The organism is Prauserella halophila (genome assembly GCF_024171895.1).
Lineage (GTDB): Bacteria > Actinomycetota > Actinomycetes > Mycobacteriales > Pseudonocardiaceae > Prauserella > Prauserella halophila.
On the sequence record NZ_JAMTCQ010000009.1, the window covers coordinates 256738 to 275285 of the forward strand.

Below are 18548 nucleotides of genomic sequence, written 5' to 3' on the forward strand. Positions count from 1 at the left end.
GTTGACACGCACTGGTTCGATGCAGCCGGGTACGCCCCGGCAGGGCAATTCCGGCCAGGCCGGGAGCTTTGCCTGGCTGATCACGGACTTCGTGCACCGGGTCCCCGGGGTCGCACATTCCGTGGTCGTATCCGCGGACGGGTTGCTGCTGGCTTCCTCGAAGGGCCTGCCGAAGGACCGGGCCGATCAGCTGGCCGCGGTGGCGTCGGGGCTGACCTCGCTCGCCCGCGGCGCCGCCCAGGTCTTCGAAGGCGGTCCGGTGGCCCAGACCGTCGTCGAGATGGCCAACGGCTTCCTGTTCCTGATGTCGGTCTCCGACGGCTCGTGTCTCGCCGTGCTCGGCGCCCCGGACAGCGACATCGGCCTGGTCGTGTACGAGATGACACTGCTGGTCGACCGGGTCGGCCAGCAGATGACCCCGGAACTGCGCGCGCAACTGCAGGGCAGCACCGGCCGGTGAGCTCACCGTCACGAGGATTTTGGCGCGAGGTTGTCGATGATGTATCCACCGACAGTGAGCACACACTGAGGAGCCGCCGTGGATTCCGGGCACTCACGAGGTGATCGACGACCGGACCGGGCACCCGACCCCGGCCCGGCGGACGAGCAGGACGGTCGCGCCGACGAGGCGTGGCGGCCGATCAGGCCCAGCAAACGGGTGGACCGCGAGAGCGACTGGCTGTACCAGTCCGACGAAGAGCCGGACGACCCCGCCGACTTCAGCGTGTCCGAATACCGGGAACGCCTGATGGGCGGTCCCGGTTCCGAGCTGTACGGCTCGCACGAGGTGCCGCCCCGCAGTGGCAGGCCCGAACGCGAGGACCCGGATTTCAGCAGCGGCTATCACGTTCCGTACGCGGAGAACTCGCCGAGAGGTTCGAACGAGGGCGCCCGTGACGTCGACCGCTACGACGACGAGTTCGGCCGCGACGGTTACGACACGGGCGAGTTCCGTACCGGTGGCTTCGGCACCGGCCGGTTCCCGCCGGTCGACGACGGCTTCCGCCCGTCGCCCGTACCCCGCCAGTCGTCGGGTGACACGTTCGGACCGCAGCGGATCGATCTGGGAGGTTCCGGACCGGTGCCCGAGGAAACACCGTCCGAGAGTTCGGGGCTGGTCCGACCCTACTTTCGTACGAAAGGACGCACCCGGCCGAGCCAGGACCTGGCGGTCGAGACGCTGATCTCGACGTCGGAACGGGGCAGGCGGCTCGACGGGGTGCGGGTACCGGAACACAAGCACATCTGCGGGCTCTGCCTCGACACCAGGTCGGTCGCCGAGGTGGCCGCCCTGCTGAAGATGCCGCTCGGTGTGGTGCGGGTTCTGGTTGGTGACGTTGCCGGTCTCGGGCTGGTGCTGGTGCACTCCCCGAACACGAACACCATGGTGGGCGACCGGCCCAGTATCGAATTCATGGAAAGGGTTCTCAGTGGCCTTCGGCGAATTTGATTCCGACACACCTGCGCCTGCCGCTGGAGGACCGACGTCCTCGACGAAGATCGTGGTCGCGGGTGGTTTCGGTGTCGGGAAGACGACCCTGGTCGGTGCGGTGTCGGAGATCGACCCGCTGACGACCGAGGCGTCGATGACCGAGGCGAGCGTGTCCGTGGACGACCTGTCCGCGACGCCGCAGAAGGCGACCACGACGGTCGCCATGGACTTCGGCCGGATCTCGCTCGACTCCGACCTCGTGATGTACGTCTTCGGCACGCCGGGTCAGCATCGGTTCTGGTTCATGTGGGACGACCTGGCGAAGGGTGCCATCGGCGCGGTCGTGCTGGTCGACACGCGGCGGTTGGCCGACGCGTTCCCGTCCATCGACTTCTTCGAGAACCGCAAGCTGCCGTACATCGTGGCCATCAACTGCTTCGACCGGCTGCTGCATCACTCGATCGAGGACGTACGGCACGCGCTGACGATCTCCCCTTCGGTGCCGATCATGGCCTGCGACGCCCGGCAGCGGGACTCGGCCAAACAGGTGCTGATCTCGGTTGTGCAGCACGCCATCACCCACGACTCCGCTCTCCAAGCGGGGTGACGGAGCGGCCTGCGGTCCGGACCGCTCCGCCGGGTGCCGCCGCTCAGGTGAAACCGCGTGCGGCTGTGGGCCTCGAGGTCGAGTGCGGTGCGGGCGCCTAATACTCTGACGCCCGTGCCGATGTGCGCGTGCGAAGGAGGGGCAGTGACCGATCCCGGAACCCGCGGCGACGTCGGCGGCTTCCTCACCGACTTCGTGCGTCGGGTCTCCGGTGCCGCCCACGCGGTCGTCGTGTCCGCGGACGGGACGCTGGTGGCGGCCTCGGCCGGGCTGCCCCGGGACCGGGCCGATCAGCTGTCGGCGGTCGCATCGGGCTTGGTCTCGCTCACACACGGCGCGGCGGAGTCGTTCAACGGCGGCGGCGTCAATCAGACTGTGGTCGAAATGGACCGCGGTTATCTGTTCCTCATGTCGGTCGGTGAAGGGTCGTGCCTCGCGGCATTGGCGTCCCCGTCGACCGATATCGGCGTGCTCGCCTACGAGATGGCCGTGCTCACGGACCGGCTCGGCCGGGACGGTGGTCTCCTGTTGCGCAGCGGTGGTGAGGACCGGTGACGCCGATGCACGAGTGGGACCCCTCGGACGGGGACGCGCTGTACCAGAGCTGGGGACCGGAGCACGACTCCCCGGACCGCTTCGACCTCGGCAGCCTGCCACGGCAGCCGCGGTCCGGGCGATCCTCGCCCGGATGGCCGACCGGACAACCTCCCTCGGAACAGCCGGCCAGGGAACCGCGGCCGCCCACGCCGCGCCGCAGCTCGTCGTCACCGTCCTTCCCGCCCGCTTCGCAGGGCGGCTCGCAGGATGGAACCGCGCGTGGCGGGGCTGCGGAGCAGGCCGGGCCGCAGCGGCTGCACCGGTCGCTGGTGCGGCCGTACGCACGCACGGGCGGCCGGGTCGCGCCCGCGACCGACCTGCAACTCGAATCGCTGGTCTCGGCCTACGACGTGGCGGGTGCGATCGCGTCCGGAGCGGTGGCCTCGACGATGCAGCGATTCATCTGCGACCTGTGTGCGGAGGAGGTCAAGTCGATCGCCGAGATCGCCGCGTACGCACGCCTGCCACTGGGCGTGGTGAAGGTGATCGTGTCCGACCTGGCCGACGCAGGCGCGGTGTCGATCCAGCGACCCGGCATGGTGACCGGCGATCGCTCTTCGCAGGCGTTCATGGAACGCATCCTGGAAGGCCTCAAGTCGCTGTAACCCCACGTGCCCTGCGCTCAGACCCGCGTGTTGTGCGTTCAGGCTTCGACGAGGGCGGCCGACGTGATGCGGTGCAGTGGGTAGCGTTCGTTGTCGGAACCCTCGAGGATGCCGCTGCCGACGCGGACGGGGGTGACGATGCGCTGGGTGGCGGTGCCGTGGGAATCGACGAACCCGATCCACACCTCGCGCTGTTCGCGCGTGGCCTGGGAGAGCAGGGCCATCGTCGCCGACGTGTCCGCCCCGCCGCCGCCCGCGGGCAGGCGGACGGTGGTGCCGCGCCGGGTCGTGGCCGCGCGGTCGCCCGCACGGACGTGTGCCAGCACGGCCGAGACCTGTTCCTCGCTGATCGGCGCCGGTGCATGGCTGGACCGCTGGGTGGGCCTGTTCCGGGCCGGAATCCGCCGTCCACTCGGGCGCAGGTCGAGGATGCGGCCGTCGGGCCCCTCCGCGGCGGGCGTGAACCCGGCACCGCGCAGCGCATCGAGTAGTTCGGCCAGCGGATGCGGGCTGACGAGCACGGTCGGTGCGATCTTGCGCAACGCGTAGTCGCTGCCCACCGAATGCGCCATCACCTCGGCGATGAGCACCTCGTCGTCGCAGCGCAGGAACGAGGCCGCCGCGCCGCCGCGGAGCCGGCCGTGGCGGCGGGCCACGTCGTCGATCAGGTACGTGAGGCCCTGCGGAACGGGTGTCGCCGAGCGGGTACGGAACAGTTCGTGCAGGTCGTCGGCGGTGCGGCCGGTGTCGAGCGCTCGCCGCACCGACGCCTCGGTGACGCGATAGACCGTTGCGTGGCCTGCGGATTCGACGTCGGCGACCGCGGTGACCTCCGTGGCCAGGTCGGCCTCGAGCGGGCCCGGCGCCACAACGGTCAGGTCGGCCTGCACGAGCACCTCCCCGACGGGCGTGGGCATGGCGTCGGCCATGGCGCTCGCCGCGTTGTGCGGGTCGTCCTCGAGCAGGGCCGACGCGGCAGCGGTGATCGCGCCGAGCGCCACCATGCCGAGCGCCGCGCCCTCGGACATCGTCGCGCGCGCGATGTCGTCGCGCAGCCGTCCGCCCTTGCGCGGTGCGTGCCACGCGAGGTGGGCGACGAGCTCGTCGACACTCTTCACGCCCGCGCCGCCCGGGAGGCCGGACAGAGTCGACAGGACCCGTCTGCGCAGCATCGGCGCGTTCGGCCTGCGCAGTTCCTCGGACAACGCCGCGAGCGCCTTGTCCTTCTCGTCGCGCTGCCCGGCCAGTCCCGGCAGGCGCGGCAGCTCGAGCCACGCCTGCGCCAGCGTCATCCACCGGATCGCGGACGGCGACGACAACCACGAATCGGTCAGCGTGGTCGGCACCCATTCGGGCGTGGCGTCGTCACTGGCCGCCACGAGGCCGGCACCGGCGACGACCTCGGCGAGCAGAGCCAGCCGGGTTTCGTCGACGTCGATCTCGCGGGCCAGCCGTTTGACCTCGCGCACGCCGAGCCCGCCCGACTTCAGCACCGGCGACGGGGTGTCGGACCAGGTGCGCAACAGCGACTCGGCATGGCGCAGCAGTTCCATCGCCTCGCCCGCGCCCGCCTCATCCACAGTGGACTGTCCGTGCGGATGGACGGGCAGCTCCGGTTCGGCGAGTTCGCCGGGCCGGTGGATCGCGCCGCCGCGCAGCCTCAGCCCGAGTTCGCGGGGCAACTCGACGGTCGCCTCGTCCCGCCGGATCAACAGCCCGCGTGCGAGCAGCTTTTGTACGGGTGTCTCGGCGAGTTCCCACGGCACGTCGGCCGCGGCGTCGCGCGTGCGGCCGATCGGCGGGCCCGCCGACAGCTTCTGCAGCAGCGCACGTTCGTCCTCGCCGAGGTCGAGCGCGTCGGGCTCGGTGCCGGCAAGTGACGGCACCGAGTCGCCGAGGCCTGCGGGAAACGGGCCGAACGTCTCCCTGGCGCCCGGTGGGATCTGGATCTCGCCGGAATCGGGGTCGTCCCACGCCAGCGCCAGCTCGAACAGGCCGGCAGGCGCGGGCTCGTCGCCCAGCAGCTCGGCCAGCCGCTGCGGCGTGACCGGTTCGGTGTCGGCGCCCGCCACGACGAGTCCCTCGTAGGTGGACAGCGTCGCCGAGTCGAGCTGTTCACAGGCCCTGGCGATCGATCCCGGGGTGCCTGCCCGGGTCGCGAGGACGGTCGAATCGGACGGCGGTGGCGTCGCCAGGTCCCGGCGAGCGCGCAGCAACGAGGCCATTCGGTCGTCCGGAAGCGAGCGCAACCAGTCCGCGAGAGCGAGGGCGGGCATCGTGACCAGGATATCTCCCGGGTTCCGGCATCGGGCACACTGTGCTGGACTCGACAGGCGCAGACTTGACATGCGCAGACTCGACAGGCGCAGGCAGTGTCCGCGGGCGGGCGCATTCGCGGACCGAGGTGATGGAGGACGACGTGGCCAAGGCCAGCGAGCGGAACGACCACCGGATCGACCCGGAATGGCCGGAGGCGGACGACGGTCACCCCGTGTCGGAACTCGCCGCCGATCGGCAGGGCGCGCTGTCGCCTTTCGGGGACGTGTCGTTCCCGCTCGACACGGTGCCGTACGACCACCCGCACACCGAGATCAACAAGCGGTCCTGACCCCGGTTGCCGCGCCGCCGGTGAGCGGCGAGAAGCCGGCGTGAAGTTACTGACCGGTCACCCGGTCGGGGGCCGGTGGCGCGCGGCGCCCGGCTAGTGTTGACGGGCGAATCATGCAGGTTCCCTGACGACACGGGGGTAGCGACATGCCGGTTCCCGGCCCGGGTTATTCGATCACCGTTCGAGTCGACGCGCCGCCGTCGGCCAGCGCGGCCGGGGACCTCACGACCGCCGTGGGCAAGGTCGGCGGCGTGCTGACGGCGTTCGACGTCGTCGGATCGGACGCCGACGCCATCGTCGTCGACATCACGGCCAACGTGTCCTCCACCGACCACGCCGAGGACATCACCGGTGCGCTCAACGCGCTGCCCGGCGTCGAAGTGCGGAAGGTCTCCGACCGCACGTTCCTCATGCACCTCGGCGGCAAGCTCGAGGTCAGCCCCAAGGTCGCGTTGAAGAACCGTGACGATCTCTCCCGCGCCTACACGCCGGGTGTCGCCCGGGTCTGCCAGGCGATCGCGGCCAATCCCGAGGACGCGCGCAGGCTGACGATCAAGCGCAACTCCGTCGCCGTCGTCACCGACGGTTCGGCCGTCCTCGGGCTGGGCAACATCGGCCCCGGCGCCGCACTTCCCGTCATGGAAGGCAAGGCGGCGCTGTTCAAGAAGTTCGCAGGTGTCGACGCGTGGCCGGTGTGCCTGGACACGCAGGACACCGAGGAGATCATCCGCACCGTGCGCGCGCTCGCGCCGGTCTACGCCGGCATCAACCTCGAGGACATCGCCGCGCCGCGCTGCTTCGAGATCGAGGCGCGGCTGCGCGAACAGCTCGACATTCCCGTCTTCCACGACGATCAGCACGGCACCGCCATCGTCGTGATGGCTGCGCTGCGCAACGCCCTGCGTGTGGTCGACAAGGGCATCGAGAACTGCCGCGTCGTCGTGAGCGGCGTCGGGGCGGCCGGATCGGCGATCATCCGGCTCCTGCTGCGCCGTAACCCGGCCGACGTGATCGCGGTCGACATCGACGGCGTCGTCCACACCGGACGCGAGAACATGGACCCCAACCTGCAGTGGGTCGCCGAGCACACCAACGCCGACGGCATGACCGGAACCCTGCACGAGGCCCTCGCGGGTGCCGACGTGTTCATCGGGGTGTCTGCTCCGAACCTGTTCGGAGCAGAGCAGGTCGCCACGATGAACGACGACCCCGTGGTGTTCGCGCTCGCCAACCCGGACCCGGAGATCGACCCGATCGAGGCGCAGCAGCAGGCCGCCGTCGTCGCGACCGGCCGCAGCGACTACCCGAACCAGATCAACAACGTGCTGGCGTTCCCCGGCGTGTTCCGCGGTCTGCTCGATGCCCACGCTCGCGACATCGACGACGACATGCTGCTCGCGGCCGCCAACGCCGTCGCCGATGTGGTCGACGACCGCCTCAACGCGTCGTTCGTCGTGCCGAGCGTGTTCGACAACGCCGTCGCGCCCGCGGTGGCCGAAGCCGTCAGGTCGGCGGCGGCGCCGGCGCAGGGGGACAAGCAGGCGAAGTAGCCTCGACGGTGTGAGCGAGCCAACGAGGGAACTCAGCCACGTCGACGAGTCGGGCAACGCCCGGATGGTCGACGTGTCCGCCAAGGACGTCACCGCGCGCACGGCCGTCGCCAGCGGCCGGATGCGCACGACCGCGGAGGTCGTCGACCTGATCTCGGGAGGTGGCCTGCCGAAGGGCGATGCGCTGGCCACCGCCCGGATCGCGGGCGTGATGGGGGCGAAGAAGACGCCCGAACTCGTTCCGCTGTGCCATCAGATCGCGCTGACGAAGGTGGACGTGAGCTTCGAACTCGAAGAGGCCGCGGTGCGCATCGAGGGAATGGCACGCACCAGCGACCGGACGGGTGTCGAGATGGAGGCGCTGACGGCGGTCACGGTCGCAGGGCTGGCGCTGCACGACATGATCAAAGCCGTCGACCCCGCCGCGACGCTCGACGACGTCCGGCTCGAGTCGAAGGACGGCGGCAAGACCGGGACGTGGCGGCGCGGTGAACAGGGCTCCGGTGGGCAGGGTTCCGGTGGGCAGGGTTCCGGCGAGGACACGGGCGGTGAGCGATGAGTCGTGAGGCCAGGGTCGTCGTCGCGTCGAACCGGGCGTCGACGGGCGTGTACGAGGACCGGACCGGCCCGCTGATCGCGGCGTGGCTGACCTCGCACGGTTACACGACGCCCGATCCGATCGTCGTCGGCGACGGTGATCCGGTGGAACAGGCGCTGCGCGACTGTGTCGCCGGCGGCGTCGACGTCGTCGTCACGACCGGCGGTACCGGCATCTCACCGACCGATCGCACCCCGGAGGCGACCGCCGCGGTGCTGGATCGCGAGGTGCCGGGGCTGGCGGACGCCGTGCGGGCCGCAGGGGCCGACGCCGTGCCCGCGGCGATGCTGTCGCGCGGGGTCGCCGGTGCGGCGGGACGGACGCTGATCGTGAACCTGCCCGGATCGACCGGTGGGGTGAAAGACGGGCTCGGCGTGCTCGAGTCGGTGCTGGACCACGCCGTCGACCAGCTCCGGGGCGGTGACCACGTGCGGGGCAGTGATCATGTGCACGACAGTGATCATGTCCACGGCGGTGAGCAGGTGTCGGGCGGTGAGCAGGTGTCGGGCGGTGAGCAGGTGCACGGTGGCGACCCGGTGGGAGCGGAAGCCGGTGCCGCGGTGCGGATTCTGCGGGCCGACGTCACCGAGGAGCCGCTGTCGGTCGACGACCACGCCGAGCTGGTGGGTGAGGATGCGGCGGGGGCGGTCGTGACCTTCAGCGGGGTGGTGCGCGATCACGACGGCGGTCGCACCGTGTCGTCCCTGTACTACGAAGGCCACCCGTCGGCACCGTCGGTCGTGGCCGACGTCGTCACGGAGGTGGCGAACCGCCGCACGGGCGTACGGGCGGTCGCCGTCAGCCATCGCATCGGATCGCTGCAGATCGGTGACGTGGCGCTGGCGTGTGCGGTCGCCGCGGAGCACCGCGGTGAGGCGTTCGCGACCTGCTCGGACCTGGTCGACGAGGTCAAGGCGCGGCTGCCGGTGTGGAAACACCAGTGGTTCACCGACGGCACCGACGAGTGGGTCAACAGCCCCTGACCGCAGCCCTGTGACCGCAGGCCGTGCCGGGATCGCGGTGCAGGCGGGGCGCACCCGTGGTCAGGGTGGCCCGGCTCGGATTCGGCCGGCCCGGGCGGGCCGGCTGCCGTGAGTCGGGACGGCGCGGGGCGGAATGGTGCGAGTGCCCCGGGCACTGCTCCGTCCGTGGGAGTGCGCCCGCTGACATTCGCATCAAGCCGGTTGGTCGATAAGGTCCCGGACAGGCGTAGGGCCCCACCGTCCGGGGGACACGGTGGGGCCCTACGTGCCGAGCGGGGTCGGTGACCGACACCGCTCGGCATCCGCGCCGTTCGGGAGCGCGGTCGGAGTCAGTCGATCACTCGGTGGCGATCTTCTGGTCGACCACGATGTAGTCGGGGTTGCTGATGAAGTCCTCGTTCAGTTCGACGAGCTTCTGGTAGCCGCCCTTGACGTCCTGCTTCTCGGCGATCTTGGTGAGCGTGTCGCCCTTCTCGACCTTGTAGTCGCCGTCCGGGTTGGACTTGGCGACGGGCGCCGGGGCGGACTTCGGAGCCGGGGCGGACTCCTCGGCCGGGGCGGATTCCTCGGCCGGGGCCGGGGCCTCGGCGGTCTCCTCGGCCGGAGCCGGGTCGGTTGCCCCGGTGTTGCTGCCCTGGTAGCTGGCGGTGGAGCCGGCCTGAGCGCCGCACACCGGCCAGGCGCCGATGCCCTGGCCCTCGAGCGTGCGCTCGGCGACGGCGATCTGCTGCGCACGCGACGCGTTCGCCGGGTTGCCGCTGCCGCCGTAGGCCTCCCAAGTGCTCTGGGAGAACTGCAGGCCGCCGTAGTAGCCGTTGCCGGTGTTGATGCTCCAGTTGCCGCCACTCTCGCACTCGGCGATGGCGTCCCAGTTCACGCTCTGAGCCTGCGCGGGGGTCGCAGCCAGGGCCAGCGGGGCGCCCACGGCCAGGCCCGCGACAGCGACCCGGGCCATGGTGCGCGAAGCGGTGGAGGACTTACGGTGCTTGCCTCGATAAGCCATTTTCGACTCGGTCTCGCCTTCCGCGCCGTACGTGGATCAGGGCGGGCCGCAACAGTCCGGCCGGCTTTCGGGATGCCGGCGCGTGCCGTGCGTTCGGGTCCGTTCCCTCTCGTCCCAGTCCAGAAGTTCTTTCGCTCGGGGTCGGTTCCGGAATCCGCGGACTGGGTTCGGCGCGTCGGATCCCGGTCTTGCTCGTGGTCGGTCGGGGCCAACCGAGATGCGACGGTACGTAACGAAAACGCCGATCGGAAATTTTCGAGCATGTGTCATGGGTCACAGTAACGGCGTGCAACCTTTTGCGATGATGTCGTCATCGCAGGTCAGGTCGCCGTTATGGGGCCGTTTCCGTTCCGAGATCTTTCACTCTTCGTGAGGCTTGTGTCACGCCGTTTCGGCGCGAATGGACCGTTCGTGAAGTCCACTTCGCACCGGTGTATACCGGCAAACCGGACACCTCCCGCGGTCCTGGAGGAGTGTGGACAGCTCCGTGTTGCCGCAGTCGGTCGGCCGGGTGGCGGCCGGGCGAACTCGCCGGTAACTCCGATGGGGCGATGGTCCGGGGTGATGGTCCGGACAGGTGCAGGATCGCCACCTGCGGGCCGGTCCGCCGCCGTGCGTCCGTCGTCCGGACCACTGCGCCCCGTGTCGCGTGAGGGGCTCCGGTCCGGACGAATCGCCCACACGAGTCAACGGCTTCCGAACTGCCTGGCGTCCGAACTGCCTAGTGTCCGCGCGGTGGGGTGGCCGAACCGCGCAGTGTTTGAAGCGCGCAGTGTTCGAAGCGCGCAGTGTTCGAGTTGTGAGGTGGTCGAGCTGTGCGGTTCGCGCTGTCGAAAGGTCCGGACGACCGGCGGGGCAGCCCGCGCCGGTGCGATCGCCGGGCTGCGGGACCGCACGCCGGAGCCGCTCGCCTTGCAGGCGCGTGGTGCCGCCTGCAAGACGGTATGAGCCCTACCTGTCCGGGCCTCGGCGGGTCCGGTCCGAGTGCCGGCAGCAGCCGATGTCAGCGGAACTCAGCCGTGCCGGGCTCGTGCCGGCGATTCAGCCCCCTGCGAACGGCGGCAGCACGTCGAACTCGCCCTCGGGCGGCAGTGGGCGCTCCGTGTCGCGTACGGCGACGCCGTCGACGAGAAAGCTTGCGGCGTCGAGGATGCGCGGCAGCGAGCCGGGATGGCGCGTGCGCAGTGCGGCGACCGCGTCGGCCACCGTGGCACCGGCGGGCAGTTCCAGGGCCTCGGATTCGACTCCTGCGGCCGCGCGGGCGGACGCGAAGTACCGCACGCGCACTGTCGTCACGGCAACCGGCACGCGGTCAGCCCCCGATCGAACTCATCGGCCGGAGCGGCTGTGCGAATCCGGCGTCGTTGATCTCGTGTCCGGCGAGTTTGCCCCACATCGTGTCGCGCCAGACGTTGGCGACGTCCTCGTCGCTCGCACCGCCGCGCAACAGCATGCGCAGGTCGGTCTCGTCGGTGCTGAACAGGCAGGAGCGGACCGCGCCGTCGGCGGTCAGCCGGGTGCGTTCACAGGCGGCGCAGAACGGCCTCGTCACCGACGGAATCACGCCCACCTCGGCCGGCCCGCCGTCGACGAGCCAGCGTTCGGCGGGAGCGCCGCCGCGTTCGGCGGGGCTCGGGGTGAGCGTGAACTCGGTGGAGAGCAGGTCGAGGATCTCGGTCGCGGTGATCATGTTCGCCCGGTCCCAGCCGTGCTGGGCGTCGAGCGGCATCTGCTCGATGAATCGCAGGTGGTAGCCGTTATCCAGCGCGAACCGCAGCAGCGAGGTCGCCTCGTGGTCGTTCTCGCCGCGGATGAGCACGGCGTTGATCTTGACCGGTTCGAGGCCGGCGTCGCGGGCGGCGGCCAGTCCGTCGAGTACGTGGCGCAGCCGGTCGCGGCGGGTGATGCGCTCGAACGTCTCCGGGTTCACGGAGTCGAGCGAGACGTTGATCCGGTTCAGGCCGGCCTCGGCGAACGCCCCGGCGCGCTTGGCGAAGCCGATGCCGTTCGTCGTCATCGACAGCCGGGGTCGCGGTTCGAGCGAGGTGATCCTCGCGACCAGGTCTTCGAGGTTCGGGCGCAGCAGTGGTTCCCCGCCGGTGAGGCGGATGTCGGTCACGCCGAGCCTGCTGACGGCGATGTCCATCAGGCGAACGAGCTCGTCGTCGCTGAGGACCTGTTCGCCGGGCATCCACTCGAGCCCCTCGGCGGGCATGCAGTAGCTGCACCGCAGGTTGCACTTGTCGGTCAGCGACACGCGCAGGTCGGTGGCGACCCTGCCGAACGTGTCGATCAGTGCCGGATTGTCCGGTCGCGGCGTGGCCGTACCTGGGCCGGAGGCACGCGCGCCGGGCACCGCGGGGGTGCCGAGGTTCACCGCGGTCTCCGTGCCGTTCCCGGTGTCGTGACCTGTCGCGTGGCCTGCCGCCGATTCCACTGCCATTGCCACTCAGCCTAGTGCCGGACCCCGACAGGGTGTGAGATCGCGAAGGCACCGAATCCGACCGGATTTGCCGTTCGATCATGTTATTTCCGCAGCTGCGGCGATATCGTTCAGATTATGACGCATTTTCGGTTCTCCGACGCGGCGAGATTGCTGGGCGTCAGCGACGACACGGTTCGCAGGTGGGTGCGGGCCGGACAGCTCGAGGCGGGCGAGGACGACGCGGGCCGCAAAGTGGTCGACGGCGCGGAGCTGGCGGCGTTCGCCAGGAGGCAGGCGGTGAAGTCGTCGGAGGAGGACCGGACGGCCGAGTCGGCCGACCCGACCGAGATCGGCAGGTCGGCGCGGAACCGGTTCGTCGGCCTCGTCACCGATGTCGCGGCCGACGGGGTCATGGCCCAGGTCGAGGTGCAGTGCGGGCCGCACCGCGTGGTGTCGCTGATGAGTGCGGAGGCGGTCAGGGAACTGGGCCTGAAGCCGGGTGAGCTCGCGGTGACGGTGGTGAAGGCGACGCAGGTGATCGTCGAGACGCCGCGAGGTGGCCGATGAGGCGGCCGAGCGCGGGGCAGGCTGAGCGGCGCAGCCAGCCACGGCGCAGCCAGCGGATCCGGCGCGGCCCGCAACGGCACGGCCCGCAACGGCACGGCCCGCAACGGCGCGGTCCGCGACGGCGCGCGGTCGCGGCGGCCGTGCTGCTGGCCGTCGCCACCACCGCGTGCGGTTCGGAAGGGCGCACGCTGAACGTCTTCGCGGCGGCCTCGCTGACCGAGCCGTTCGGCGAGCTGGAGCAGGTGTTCGAGCAGCGGCACCAGGACGTCGACGTCCGCCTCAACCTGGCGGGCTCGTCGACGCTCGGCAGCCAGATCGCCGAGGGCGCGCCCGCCGACGTGTTCGCGTCGGCGAACGAACCGGTGATGGCCGACGTCGCCGGTGACCTGGGCGGCGAACCCCATCCGTTCGCGACCAACCGCCTCACGATCGCCGTACCGCCGGGCAATCCGGCCGGTATCGAGGGCTTCGGCGACCTGGCAGGCGGAGGTGCGACGGTCGTGGTGTGCCAGCCGCAGGTGCCGTGCGGCGCCGCGGCCGGGCGGCTGGCGAAGCTCACCGGGACGACGCTGCGCCCCGCCAGCGAGGAGCAGGACGTCAAGGACGTGCTCAACAAGGTCGTCACCCGTGAGGCCGATGCGGGACTCGTGTACGCCACGGATGTGCGGGCCGCGGGTGACCAGGTCGACGAGGTAGGTATCCCCGGGGCCGGTCGCGCGGCGAACCGGTACCCGATCGCCGTGACCGCTCGTGCGGCCGAACCCGAGCTCGCCGCCGAGTTCCGCGACCTGGTCCTCGGCGAGGAGGGCCGCCGCGTGCTGCGGAAGGCCGGCTTTGGCACGCCGTGACCACCGTCGAGTGACCCGGAAGCGCCGGGGCCGTGACCGGAACCCGGGGTTGCCGTGGGTGCTGTGGATTCCCGCGGGCCTGGCGCTCGCGCTGGTCGTACTGCCGGTCGCCGGCCTGCTCGTCCGGACCGACTACGCGCGCCTGCCCGCGCTGCTGACATCGGATGCCGCCCTGAGTGCGCTGCGGTTGTCGCTGGTCACAGCGCTCGCGTCGACGATCGCGTGCGTCGTGCTCGGCGTGCCGCTGGCGGTGGTGCTGGCCAGAGCGCGCGGGCGCGGCGTGCGGTTGGTGCGCGCCGTGGTGCTGCTGCCGCTGGTGCTGCCGCCCGTGGTGGGCGGGCTGGCGCTGCTGTTCCTGCTCGGCCGCAACGGCTTCCTCGGCTACCTGCTCGACGTCGTGGCCGGTGTCAGCGTGCCGTTCACGACGACCGCCGTGGTGATCGCGCAGACGTTCGTGGCGATGCCGTTCCTCGTCGTCAGCCTCGAAGGGGCGCTGCGGTCCGGTGGCCAGCGGTACGAACTCGTCGCCGCGACCCTCGGCGCCCGCCCGTGGACGGTGTTCCGCCGCGTGACGGTGCCGCTGCTGCTGCCCGCGCTCGGGTCCGGTGCGGTGCTGAGCTTTGCCCGGGCGCTGGGCGAGTTCGGCGCGACCATCACGTTCGCAGGCAGTCTGGAAGGGGTGACGCGGACCTTGCCGCTCGAGGTGTATGCGCAGGCGCAGGCCGACGTCGACAGTGCGGTGGCGCTGGCGTTGCTGTTGATCGTCGTCGCCGTCGTGGTGATCGCGGTGGCCCGGCCGAAGGCGTTCGACCGATGAGCCTGCACGTGGACGTGGCGGTGACGCGGGGGCGGTTCACGCTCGACGTGACGTTCGACGTGCCCGCGGGGAGCGTGCTGGCGGTGCTCGGGCCGAACGGGTCCGGCAAGTCGACGCTGCTGCAGTGCCTGGCCGGGCTGCTGGTGCCGGACAGCGCCGCCGTGACGCTCGACGGCCGGACCCTGACGAGGGCTCCCGGGGTGCAGGTGCCGGTCCACGATCGCGGCATCGGCCTGCTCGCCCAGGACCCGCTGCTGTTGCCGCACCTGACGGCGGTGGAGAACGTGGCGTTCGGCCCGCGGTCGCAGGGCGTGCGGCCTTCGCGCGCACGCGCGCAGGCGCGCGAATGGTTGAGGAGGGCCGACGCCGCCGAGCTGACCGGCCGCAGGCCCGCACAGCTGTCCGGCGGGCAGGCCCAGCGGGTCGCGATCGCCCGTGCACTGGCGGGCGGGCCGCGGGCGCTGCTGCTCGACGAACCGCTGTCGGCGCTGGACGTCGACGCCGCACCCGCCATCCGCGGACTGCTGCGGCGCGTACTGCGGCGGACGCAGTCCGCGCATTCCGGAGAGAGCGGTGACGGCGAGGTGGTTCCCGACGGCGAACGCTGCGCCGTGCTCGTCACCCACGATCCCCTCGACGTACTGGCGCTCGCCGACGACGTCGTGGTCCTCGACGCGGGGCGGATCGCCGAGCGCGGACCCGCCAAGGAGGTGCTGGCCGCGCCGCGTACGGCGTTCACCGCCCGGATCGCCGGCCTGAACCTCGTCCCCGGTGTCGCCGCCGCCGACGGGCTGCACGCTCCGAACGGCCGGTTCGTCGCCGGGGTTCCCTCGGGCGACTGCCTGCCGGGCGAACCGGCCGTCGCGGTGTTCGCTCCCGGCGCGGTCGCCGTGCATCCGGCGGGCGCGCCGCACACGGGCAGCCCGCGCAACGTCGTCGACGCGCGGGTCGCCTCGCTCGAACCGCACGGCGCGGTGATCCGCCTCCGTACGGCCGGTGACGGAGGTGCGGAGACGGGAATCGCCGCCGATCTGACCCCCGCGTCCGTCGCCGAACTCGGCCTGGAACCGGGCTCGGCGGTGCGGCTGGAGGTCAAGGCCGCGTCGGTCGCGGTGCACCCCGCCGCGTGAGTCACCGTCCCCGTATCCCGGCGGCGAGCCCTAAGGTGGGTGCATGGCCTCGTCGAACGCTCCCTGGACGTACCTCACCGACATGGACGGCGTGCTCGTGCACGAGGAACACCTCGTGCCCGGCGCCGATGACTTCCTCGCCGAGCTGCGCTCGGCCGGCGCGGATTTCCTGGTGTTGACCAACAACTCCATCTACACCCCACGTGATCTGCGGGCGCGGCTGCTGCACACCGGTCTGGACGTGCCGGAATCGGCGATCTGGACCTCGGCGCTCGCGACGGCGAAGTTCCTGCAGGACCAGCGCCCCGGCGGGTCGGCCTTCGTCATCGGCGAGGCCGGGCTGACGACCGCGCTGCACGAGGCGGGTTACATCCTCACCGAGACCGACCCCGATTACGTCGTGCTCGGTGAGACACGGACCTACAGCTTCACCGCGATCACGCGCGCCATCCGGCTGATCGAGCGCGGTGCCCGATTCATCGCCACGAACCCCGACCCGACCGGCCCGAGCCGCGAAGGGGTGCTGCCCGCCACCGGGTCGATCGCTGCGCTGATCGAACGCGCCACCGGCAAGTCGCCGTACTACGTGGGCAAGCCGAATCCGCTGATGATGCGGTCCGCGCTGCGGTCCCTCGGTGCGCACTCCGAGAACACGATCATGATCGGCGACCGCATGGACACCGATGTGCACTCGGGCATCGAGGCGGGCCTGAAGACGGTGCTCGTGCTGTCCGGGATCTCGACCCGCGAATCCGCCGACCGGTACCCGTTCAAACCGACGCTGATCGCCGACACGATCGCCGAGCTCGTCGGCCGCACCGCCGACCCGTTCGGGGCGGCCTGACGCCGTCGATCCTCCGGCGGCCGGAGGCGGCGGAGGGCGTAAAGTCGAAGAGTGATGGACGAGGACATGTTCGTCGTCGGTGACGTGCACGGGCACCGTGACGAGCTGGCCGACGCGCTGCGCGAGCGTGGCCTCATCGACGACGCCGACGACTGGGCCGGAGGCACCGCGACGCTGTGGTTCCTCGGCGACTTCGTCGACCGCGGGCCCGACGGAATCGGTGCCATCAAGCTGGTCCGCGAGCTGCAACGGCAGGCCGCCGACGCGGGCGGGCGTGTCGAGACGCTCCTCGGCAATCACGAGATCCTGTTGCTCGGTGTCCACCGGTTCGGCGACGAGGACGTGCCGTCCGACTTCGGCCCGCGGAGCTTCGCCCGCAGCTGGGAGATCAACGGCGGCTGCCCGGCCGACCAGGAGGGGTTGACCGACGAGCTCGTCGAATGGCTGGCTACGCGGCCGATGCTCGCGTGCGACGGCGACCATCTGCTGATGCACTCCGACACCCTCGAGTACCTCGAGTGGGGATCGTCGATCGAGAAGATCAACGAGGCGGTCCACGACGTGCTGGCTGGCGACGACCTGTCGCGGTGGTGGGACGTGTGGCGGCGGATGACCACCCGGTACGCGTTCCGCGGGCCGCACGGCCAGGACGCGGCGCGGGCCCTGCTCGACGAGCTCGGTGGGGAGCGGATCGTGCACGGGCACAGCGTGATCGCCGACCAGCTCGGCATTCACCCGATCGACATCGAGCAGCCGTACCTGTACGCGGGCGGCCGTGTCCTGGGCATCGACGCCGGCCTGTTCGCGGGCGGCCCCTGCCTCGTCGTCCCGTTGCCGTACGTGCCCGAAGACTGACAACCGGGCCGACCGGGTGCCGGCGGTTCCGTGCCCCGAAGGGCACCTTGGGGGCGTTCAGTGCCCCGAAGGTGCCCTTCGGGGCATTCGTGCCGCTGCTGGGGCGCTCACGCCGTTACGAGGCGTGGTGGCGGTGTTCACGCGTTCGTGGTTGGCGGGGTGAGCGGGGCGGCCTACGCTTCCGGGCGGATCATCGCCCGAGTCCAGGAGTGTCCGATGAAGCGGATCGCCACCGTCCTCGCCGCCACGCTGCTCACCGCAGGGCTCGCCGGCCCCGCCGCATCGGCCGGGCCGCCGCCCGTCGAACTCACCGTCGCCTCGTACAACATCCATGCCGGTATCGGCACCGACGGGGCGTTCGACCTCGACCGCACGGCGGCCGCCATCGCGGCGACCGGCGCCGACGTCGTCGCACTGCAGGAGGTCGACCGGCACTGGAGCGACCGCAGCGAGTACCGCGCCCTGGTCGACGAGCTCGCACGCAGCCTCGACATGCATGCGCGGTTCGCGCCCCTCTACTCGCTCGATCCCGCCGAACCCCGGCAGCCGCGCCGGGAGTACGGCACCGCCGTGCTGTCGCGGTTGCCGATCGCGGAGTTCACCAATCACGATCTGACCCGGATGTCCACACAGGACTCTGGCGCCGGGTCGCGGCCGATGCCCGGATTCGCCGAGGTCGTCGTCCGTGCCCGCGGCACCCTCGTGCATGTCTATTCGACCCACCTCGATTACCGCGGCGATCCGTCGATCCGGGAACGGCAGGTGGCCGAAACGCTCGACGTCCTCGCCGACGACGGAGGTGCGCCGCGGGTGCTGCTCGGGGACTTCAACGCCGAGCCGGCCGACGGCGAACTTGCTCCACTGTGGGCGGAAATGGACGATGCCTTCGCCGCGGCGGGCACCGGTGAGGGGCTCACGTACCCCTCGTCGGCTCCCGAGAAGCGCATCGACTACGCGGCCGTGTCCGCAGGGGTCGACGTACGCGGTGCCCGGGTGCCTGCCACGGATCTCGCCGCCACGGCGTCGGATCACCGGCCCGTCGTCGCCGACGTCGCGGTGCCGCGCCGGCGGTAACCCGC

Annotated in this window: 20 protein-coding genes; 16 read left to right on the plus strand and 4 right to left on the minus strand. The window is 71.1% G+C overall.

All coding sequences use genetic code 11. The features are described 5' to 3' along the window. Position 1: 1 nt before the first annotated feature. The 5 genes from LY41_RS07340 to LY41_RS07360 all read left to right on the plus strand — a co-directional run bounded on the left by LY41_RS07340 (position 2) and on the right by LY41_RS07360 (position 3241). Entirely contained in the window at positions 2 to 460 is a 459-nt protein-coding gene (locus tag LY41_RS07340) for a roadblock/LC7 domain-containing protein (protein ID WP_253863115.1), read from the plus strand. Between the two features lie 78 nt (positions 461 to 538). After that, entirely contained in the window at positions 539 to 1450 is a 912-nt protein-coding gene (locus LY41_RS07345) for a DUF742 domain-containing protein (RefSeq protein WP_253863116.1), read from the plus strand. After that, positions 1431 to 2039 carry a GTP-binding protein gene (locus LY41_RS07350; RefSeq protein WP_253863117.1) on the plus strand — a complete coding sequence of 203 codons (609 nt, stop codon included), beginning with the start codon at positions 1431 to 1433 and terminating at the stop codon, positions 2037 to 2039. The genes LY41_RS07345 and LY41_RS07350 overlap by 20 nt, the downstream gene beginning before the upstream one ends. Positions 2040 to 2159: 120 nt before the next feature. Further along, positions 2160 to 2594 carry a roadblock/LC7 domain-containing protein gene (locus LY41_RS07355; RefSeq protein WP_372493217.1) on the plus strand — a complete coding sequence of 145 codons (435 nt, stop codon included), beginning with the start codon at positions 2160 to 2162 and terminating at the stop codon, positions 2592 to 2594. 5 nt (positions 2595 to 2599) lie between these two features. Further along, on the plus strand, positions 2600 to 3241 hold the full coding sequence (locus tag LY41_RS07360) for a DUF742 domain-containing protein (protein ID WP_253864027.1): 642 nt from the start codon (positions 2600 to 2602) through the stop codon (positions 3239 to 3241). A 38-nt stretch (positions 3242 to 3279) separates the two neighbouring features. Here the strand turns inward: LY41_RS07360 and LY41_RS07365 are convergent, their stop codons facing one another. Beyond that, positions 3280 to 5517: a helicase-associated domain-containing protein gene (locus LY41_RS07365; RefSeq protein WP_253863119.1), complete on the minus strand. Its 2238-nt coding sequence runs from the start codon at positions 5515 to 5517 to the stop codon at positions 3280 to 3282. A gap of 131 nt (positions 5518 to 5648) precedes the next feature. On the opposite strand from LY41_RS07365, the gene LY41_RS07370 reads away from it, so the two are divergent. From LY41_RS07370 to LY41_RS07385, 4 genes are all read left to right on the plus strand, one after another. Then, entirely contained in the window at positions 5649 to 5849 is a 201-nt protein-coding gene (locus LY41_RS07370; protein ID WP_253863120.1) for a hypothetical protein, read from the plus strand. A gap of 146 nt (positions 5850 to 5995) precedes the next feature. Beyond that, entirely contained in the window at positions 5996 to 7399 is a 1404-nt protein-coding gene (locus LY41_RS07375) for an NAD-dependent malic enzyme (RefSeq protein WP_253863121.1), read from the plus strand. Between the two features lie 10 nt (positions 7400 to 7409). Next, on the plus strand, positions 7410 to 7958 hold the full coding sequence (gene moaC, locus LY41_RS07380; RefSeq protein ID WP_308292215.1) for a cyclic pyranopterin monophosphate synthase MoaC: 549 nt from the start codon (positions 7410 to 7412) through the stop codon (positions 7956 to 7958). Beyond that, on the plus strand, positions 7955 to 8980 hold the full coding sequence (locus LY41_RS07385) for a molybdenum cofactor biosynthesis protein MoaE (protein ID WP_253863122.1): 1026 nt from the start codon (positions 7955 to 7957) through the stop codon (positions 8978 to 8980). The genes moaC and LY41_RS07385 overlap by 4 nt, the downstream gene beginning before the upstream one ends. 337 nt (positions 8981 to 9317) lie before the next feature. Here the strand turns inward: LY41_RS07385 and LY41_RS07390 are convergent, their stop codons facing one another. The 3 genes from LY41_RS07390 to moaA all read right to left on the minus strand — a co-directional run bounded on the left by LY41_RS07390 (position 9318) and on the right by moaA (position 12426). Continuing rightward, positions 9318 to 9983 (minus strand): LysM peptidoglycan-binding domain-containing protein, encoded by a 666-nt coding sequence (locus LY41_RS07390; protein WP_253863123.1) that lies wholly within the window; start codon positions 9981 to 9983, stop codon positions 9318 to 9320. A gap of 1041 nt (positions 9984 to 11024) precedes the next feature. Further along, positions 11025 to 11279: a MoaD/ThiS family protein gene (locus LY41_RS07395; RefSeq protein WP_253863124.1), complete on the minus strand. Its 255-nt coding sequence runs from the start codon at positions 11277 to 11279 to the stop codon at positions 11025 to 11027. 16 nt (positions 11280 to 11295) lie between these two features. Continuing rightward, entirely contained in the window at positions 11296 to 12426 is a 1131-nt protein-coding gene (moaA, locus tag LY41_RS07400) for a GTP 3',8-cyclase MoaA (RefSeq protein WP_253863125.1), read from the minus strand. A 117-nt stretch (positions 12427 to 12543) separates the two neighbouring features. On the opposite strand from moaA, the gene LY41_RS07405 reads away from it, so the two are divergent. From LY41_RS07405 to LY41_RS07435, 7 genes are all read left to right on the plus strand, one after another. After that, positions 12544 to 12975, plus strand: coding sequence for a TOBE domain-containing protein (locus LY41_RS07405; RefSeq protein ID WP_253863126.1), 432 nt, complete (start codon positions 12544 to 12546; stop codon positions 12973 to 12975). Next, positions 12972 to 13823 carry a molybdate ABC transporter substrate-binding protein gene (modA, locus tag LY41_RS07410; RefSeq protein WP_253863127.1) on the plus strand — a complete coding sequence of 284 codons (852 nt, stop codon included), beginning with the start codon at positions 12972 to 12974 and terminating at the stop codon, positions 13821 to 13823. The genes LY41_RS07405 and modA overlap by 4 nt, the downstream gene beginning before the upstream one ends. 49 nt (positions 13824 to 13872) lie before the next feature. Beyond that, positions 13873 to 14640 (plus strand): ABC transporter permease, encoded by a 768-nt coding sequence (locus LY41_RS07415; protein ID WP_253864029.1) that lies wholly within the window; start codon positions 13873 to 13875, stop codon positions 14638 to 14640. Then, entirely contained in the window at positions 14637 to 15770 is a 1134-nt protein-coding gene (locus tag LY41_RS07420; protein ID WP_253863128.1) for a sulfate/molybdate ABC transporter ATP-binding protein, read from the plus strand. The genes LY41_RS07415 and LY41_RS07420 overlap by 4 nt, the downstream gene beginning before the upstream one ends. Positions 15771 to 15813: 43 nt before the next feature. Continuing rightward, positions 15814 to 16614 (plus strand): HAD-IIA family hydrolase, encoded by an 801-nt coding sequence (locus LY41_RS07425; RefSeq protein WP_253863129.1) that lies wholly within the window; start codon positions 15814 to 15816, stop codon positions 16612 to 16614. 54 nt (positions 16615 to 16668) lie between these two features. Next, positions 16669 to 17469, plus strand: coding sequence for a metallophosphoesterase (locus LY41_RS07430; protein WP_253864030.1), 801 nt, complete (start codon positions 16669 to 16671; stop codon positions 17467 to 17469). Positions 17470 to 17685: 216 nt separating this feature from the next. Then, entirely contained in the window at positions 17686 to 18543 is an 858-nt protein-coding gene (locus LY41_RS07435; protein ID WP_253863130.1) for an endonuclease/exonuclease/phosphatase family protein, read from the plus strand. The last annotated feature ends 5 nt before the right edge of the window (positions 18544 to 18548 follow it).

Bases quoted from the DNA above. Each gene is read 5' to 3' on its own strand.
- LY41_RS07355 (WP_372493217.1), top strand. From the start codon at position 2,160: ATGTGCGCGTGCGAAGGAGGGGCAGTGACCGATCCCGGAACCCGCGGC.
- LY41_RS07360 (WP_253864027.1), top strand. From the start codon at position 2,600: ATGCACGAGTGGGACCCCTCGGACGGGGACGCGCTGTACCAGAGCTGG.
- LY41_RS07365 (WP_253863119.1), bottom strand. From the start codon at position 5,517: ATGCCCGCCCTCGCTCTCGCGGACTGGTTGCGCTCGCTTCCGGACGAC.
- LY41_RS07370 (WP_253863120.1), top strand. From the start codon at position 5,649: ATGGAGGACGACGTGGCCAAGGCCAGCGAGCGGAACGACCACCGGATC.
- LY41_RS07375 (WP_253863121.1), top strand. From the start codon at position 5,996: ATGCCGGTTCCCGGCCCGGGTTATTCGATCACCGTTCGAGTCGACGCG.
- LY41_RS07385 (WP_253863122.1), top strand. From the start codon at position 7,955: ATGAGTCGTGAGGCCAGGGTCGTCGTCGCGTCGAACCGGGCGTCGACG.
- LY41_RS07390 (WP_253863123.1), bottom strand. From the start codon at position 9,983: ATGGCTTATCGAGGCAAGCACCGTAAGTCCTCCACCGCTTCGCGCACC.
- moaA (WP_253863125.1), bottom strand. From the start codon at position 12,426: ATGGCAGTGGAATCGGCGGCAGGCCACGCGACAGGTCACGACACCGGG.
- LY41_RS07405 (WP_253863126.1), top strand. From the start codon at position 12,544: ATGACGCATTTTCGGTTCTCCGACGCGGCGAGATTGCTGGGCGTCAGC.
- modA (WP_253863127.1), top strand. From the start codon at position 12,972: ATGAGGCGGCCGAGCGCGGGGCAGGCTGAGCGGCGCAGCCAGCCACGG.
- LY41_RS07420 (WP_253863128.1), top strand. From the start codon at position 14,637: ATGAGCCTGCACGTGGACGTGGCGGTGACGCGGGGGCGGTTCACGCTC.
- LY41_RS07425 (WP_253863129.1), top strand. From the start codon at position 15,814: ATGGCCTCGTCGAACGCTCCCTGGACGTACCTCACCGACATGGACGGC.
- LY41_RS07430 (WP_253864030.1), top strand. From the start codon at position 16,669: ATGGACGAGGACATGTTCGTCGTCGGTGACGTGCACGGGCACCGTGAC.
- LY41_RS07435 (WP_253863130.1), top strand. From the start codon at position 17,686: ATGAAGCGGATCGCCACCGTCCTCGCCGCCACGCTGCTCACCGCAGGG.